4 protein-coding genes are annotated in these 4,770 nt (G+C 62.7%); all 4 read right to left on the bottom strand.

Annotated features, from left to right (window positions below; all coding sequences use genetic code 11):
* Nucleotides 1-242: 242 nt before the first annotated feature.
* Nucleotides 243-1,598, bottom strand: a complete 1,356-nt coding sequence (gene accC, locus OO306_RS27670) for an acetyl-CoA carboxylase biotin carboxylase subunit (protein ID WP_099428241.1) — start codon at nucleotides 1,596-1,598, stop codon at nucleotides 243-245.
* A gap of 17 nt (nucleotides 1,599-1,615) precedes the next feature.
* Nucleotides 1,616-2,074 carry an acetyl-CoA carboxylase biotin carboxyl carrier protein gene (gene accB, locus OO306_RS27665; protein ID WP_027594950.1) on the bottom strand — a complete coding sequence of 153 codons (459 nt, stop codon included), beginning with the start codon at nucleotides 2,072-2,074 and terminating at the stop codon, nucleotides 1,616-1,618.
* A 100-nt stretch (nucleotides 2,075-2,174) separates the two neighbouring features.
* On the bottom strand, nucleotides 2,175-2,627 hold the full coding sequence (aroQ, locus tag OO306_RS27660) for a type II 3-dehydroquinate dehydratase (RefSeq protein ID WP_008093086.1): 453 nt from the start codon (nucleotides 2,625-2,627) through the stop codon (nucleotides 2,175-2,177).
* 179 nt (nucleotides 2,628-2,806) lie between these two features.
* Entirely contained in the window at nucleotides 2,807-4,585 is a 1,779-nt protein-coding gene (locus tag OO306_RS27655; protein ID WP_265970361.1) for a protein-disulfide reductase DsbD, read from the bottom strand.
* Between the last annotated feature and the right edge of the window lie 185 nt (nucleotides 4,586-4,770).

The raw sequence follows: 4,770 nt of genomic DNA, 5'->3' as shown, positions 1-4,770 counted from the left end.
GCCTTGGCGCATGACGCGATATCGCGTCGAACAAACAAGGCGGTCGCGCGCGCCTGTCACAGGCGTTATTGGCCGAAAACAAACGTAGGAGCGAGCGTTGCTCGCGATGCGCCGCGCGGGCGGCGCTCGATCTCACCGGCAACACCCCCCTCAAGGCATGCACCTGCCAGCACCACCTATCCCTAAAGCCCATAAAAAAACCCCGGAACAGGTCCGGGGTTTTGGTACATCACACTACACGATCACTCCTGGCTGGCCAGTTTGTGCTCGAGGTAGTGAATGTTGACGCCGCCTTTGCAGAAACCTTCATCACGCACCAGGTCGCGGTGCAGTGGGATGTTGGTCTTGATGCCGTCGACGACGATCTCGTCCAGAGCATTGCGCATGCGCGCCATGGCTTCTTCGCGGTCCTTGCCGTAGGTGATCAGCTTGCCGATCAGCGAGTCGTAGTTCGGCGGAACCGAATAACCGCTGTACAGGTGCGAATCGACGCGAACGCCGTTGCCACCTGGGGCGTGGAAGTGCTTGACCTTGCCTGGGCTCGGGATGAACTTCTTCGGGTCTTCAGCGTTGATCCGGCACTCCAGCGAGTGACCCCGAATCACCACGTCTTCCTGGCGGAACGACAGCTTGTTGCCAGCGGCGATGCTCAGCATCTCCTTGACGATGTCGATGCCAGTGACCATTTCCGACACCGGATGCTCAACCTGTACGCGGGTGTTCATCTCGATGAAGTAGAAGCTGCCGTTCTCGTACAGGAACTCGAAAGTACCTGCACCGCGGTAGCCGATTTCGATGCACGCATCGACGCAACGCTTGAAGACTTCCTGACGGGCCTTCTCGTCGATGCCCGGTGCTGGCGCTTCTTCCAGAACCTTCTGGTGACGGCGCTGCAGCGAGCAGTCACGGTCGCCCAGGTGGATGGCGTTGCCTTGGCCGTCGGACAGTACCTGAACTTCCACGTGGCGTGGGTTGGTCAGGAACTTCTCCAGGTAGACCATCGGGTTGCCGAACGCAGCACCGGCTTCGGTACGGGTCAGCTTGGCCGAGGAGATCAGGTCCTCTTCCTTGTGCACCACACGCATACCGCGACCACCACCGCCACCGGCGGCCTTGATGATCACCGGGTAGCCGACGTCACGGGCGATCGCCAGGGCGACTTCTTCGTCTTCCGGCAGTGGGCCGTCAGAGCCTGGTACGGTCGGTACGCCCGACTTGATCATCGCGTCCTTGGCCGAAACCTTGTCGCCCATCAGGCGAATGGTGTCGGCTTTCGGGCCGATGAAGGCGAAACCGGATTTTTCTACCTGCTCGGCAAAGTCGGCGTTTTCGGCCAGGAAGCCGTAGCCCGGGTGGATCGCGGTGGCGCCAGTCACTTCGGCGGCAGCGATGATCGCCGGGATGTGCAGGTACGAATCCTTGGATGGCGCGGGACCGATGCAGACCGACTCGTCTGCCAGGCCCAGGTGCATCAGTTCGCGGTCAGCCGTGGAGTGCACGGCGACGGTCTTGATGCCCAGCTCTTTGCAGGCACGCAGGATCCGCAGGGCAATTTCCCCGCGGTTGGCGATCAGGACTTTTTCGAGCTTCGCAGACATCGTTGGCTCTCCGCGGTTCAAACGATGGTGAACAGCGGCTGGTCGAACTCAACCGGCTGGCCGTCTTCTACCAGGATGGCGTCGATGACACCGCCGATCTCGGCTTCGATGTGGTTCATCATCTTCATCGCTTCGACGATGCACAGGGTGTCGCCTTTTTTCACCGACTGGCCAACTTCAGCGAAGTTAGGCGAGGTCGGCGATGGCTTGCGGTAGAAGGTACCGACCATTGGCGAGCGAACCACGGTGCCTTTCAGCGCCGGGGCAGCAGCTTCGGCGACAGGGGCAGCGGCAGCAGCGGCCGGGGCAGCTACAGGGGCAGCAGCCATTGGGGCGGGTGCGTAGAACTGCTGGGCAGCTGGGGTCTTGCTGTGACGGCTGATACGGACCGACTCTTCGCCTTCCTTGATCTCCAGTTCGTCGATGCCAGACTCTTCCAGCAGTTCGATCAGTTTCTTGACTTTACGGATATCCATTAATCATCAACTCCCAAAGGTTCGGTCAGGGGGCGTAATTGAAAACGTGTCTAAAACGTTTCTCTCAAACCCCGGCCCACTTAGGCCAGGGTCTCTGTCATCAGGGCTGTGCGTTGGCAGCCAGTTGTTCCAGCGCGGACTCCAGGGCCAGGCGATAACCGCTGGCGCCCAGGCCGCAAATCACCCCTACGGCCACATCGGAAAAGTAGGAGTGGTGACGGAACGGTTCGCGTTTGTGCACGTTGGACAGGTGCACTTCGATGAATGGGATGCTCACCGCAAGCAATGCGTCACGTAATGCGACACTTGTGTGGGTGAAAGCAGCCGGATTGATCAGGATGAAGTCCACACCCTCGTTGCGTGCGGCGTGAATGCGGTCGATCAGTTCGTATTCGGCATTGCTCTGCAGGTACTGCAGATGGTGGCCCGCGGCGCGGGCACGTTGCTCCAGGTCCTGGTTGATCTGGGCCAGGGTCACGGCGCCGTAGTGGCCCGGCTCGCGGGTACCGAGCAGGTTGAGGTTGGGGCCGTGAAGCACCAGTAGCGTAGCCATCTGCGGATTCCTTGGATTTGTAGGGCAATTCGACACAGCGCGGCGAGTGTGCCGTAAAGCGACGGCAAGTGTCCAGTTCCCGGCAATAGCCAGCACGATGTCCGAGATTCGCGCGAAGTATGTGACCGGATAATTAAATCTGGTCACTGTCTTGAGGATTTTTCGCAGCTCGCCGGAAGTTATAGACCGAGTTTGCCGCGCACGCGCGTCAGAACCTCGGCGAAATCGCCGGCGTTTATCTCGCCTATGACCCGATCAGCGGTCATTTCGCTGCCGTTCGCCGCAAAGAACAGCAGCGCAGGCGGGCCGAACAGCTGGTAGCGGTCGAGCAGCGTGCGTTGCTCGGCGTTGCTCTCGGTGATGTCGAAACGCAGCAATTTGAAGGCGCTCAGCTGCGATTGCACCTGCGGCGCAGTGAGTACGTCGTGCTCGATCACCTTGCAGCTGATGCACCAGTCGGCGTACCAGTCCAGCAACACCGGCTGGCCTGCGGCCTTGGCCTGGGCCAGTGCCGCGTCGAGCGCGGCGGGCGTGGTGAGGGTCTGCCAGGCATCGGCCTTGACGGCTGGGCTGGCGCTGCCCGTGGCCACGGCGGGGGCAGGCAAGGGGCGCAGGGGGTCGCCCTGGCCGTTCAGTGCCCCGTACCAGCAGGCCAGGGCGTAAACCAGCAACGCCAGGCCGAGCAATTGCGCCAGGCGTTGGCGCGGGGTTTTGATGACGAACTCCAGGGCACCGAGGAACAGCGCCACGCCGGCAGCCAGGAAGCCGACCAGCAGCAACGTCACCTGGCCAGGCAGCACGCGGCTGAGCAAGCCGATGGCCAGCCCCAGCAACAGCACACCAATGCCGTTTTTCACCGTGTTCAGCCAAGGGCCGCTCTTCGGCAACCAGGCTGCGCCACCGGTGGCCACCAGCAGCAATGGCGCACCCATGCCCAGGCCGAGAGCGAACAGTTTCAGTGCACCCCCCAGGGCATCGCCGCTGGCGCTGATATAAAGCAGGGCACCGGCCAGTGGCGCCGACACGCAGGGCGACACCAGCAAACTGGAAAGCACGCCCAGCACTGCCGCGCCGACTAGCGAGCCACCTTTGGTGCGGTGGGCGAGCGAGTCCAGGCGATTGTTCAAGGCCTGCGGCAGCTTCAATTCGAACAGGCCGAACATGGCCAGGGCGAACACCACGAAGAACAACGCGAAAGGCACCAGCACCCAGGCCGACTGCAGCCGTGCCTGCAGGTTCAAGCCCGCGCCGAACAGGCCCATCAGCGCGCCCAGCACGGCGAAGCTGGCGGCCATCGATACCACGTAAGCAAGCGACAGCGCGAGGCCGCGCAAGCCGTTTGCCTGGCCACGCAGCACCACGCCCGAGAGGATGGGTAGCATCGGCAGCACGCAAGGGGTGAAGGTCAGGCCGACGCCGGCGAGGAAGAACAGCAACAGGGATTTCCAGCTCCAGGCCTGTTCACCTGTGGCCGGTGCCGCGCTGGGGGTGCCACCTTCGCCATCGATGCTCAGGCGCGCGGTTTCCGGGGGGTAGCACAGGCCCTTGTCGGCGCAGCCCTGGTAGCCCACCAGCAGGGTGAACGCGCGAGGGTCGGTGCGGGGCAGCTCGATGTCGAGCACGCCGTGGTACACCTCGACGTCCCCGAAGAACTCATCGTGCTTGGCTTCGCCTTTAGGGATGTTGGGCGTGCCCACGGCCACGTCGGCCGGCTCTGTGCGGAAATTGAAGCGGTGGCGGTAGAGGTAGTAGCCGTCGGTGGCGACGAAACGCAGCTTGATGCTCTGGGCATCGGCCTGGATCAGGCTGAGCTTGAACGCTTCGTGCACGGGCAGGAAATCGGCAGCGTTGGACAGCGAAGCGGCGCCGAGGGTGGCGCTGGGGCGGTTGTCGAGCAGGCCCGTGGCGAAGGCAGGGCTGGCCAGCAGCAGGAACAGCAGGAGAAACAGGCGGCGCATGGCGGACTCGCGACGTGGAACGTGCTGGGCATGATAGCGGAGTTGGTCTTGATTTGGCGTGTGTCGACCGCGAGGGCGATACATGGCCGATGGCTGATTCGCCTATACCGGCCCTTTCGCGGGGCAAGCCCGCTCCCACAGGTTCACGCCAACTTCAAGTGCAGAGGTCACCCTGTGGGAGCGGG

It is taken from the genome of Pseudomonas sp. DCB_AW, from assembly GCF_026240895.1.
Lineage (GTDB): Bacteria > Pseudomonadota > Gammaproteobacteria > Pseudomonadales > Pseudomonadaceae > Aquipseudomonas > Aquipseudomonas kermanshahensis.
This window is presented reverse-complemented; position numbering and strand designations above follow the sequence as displayed.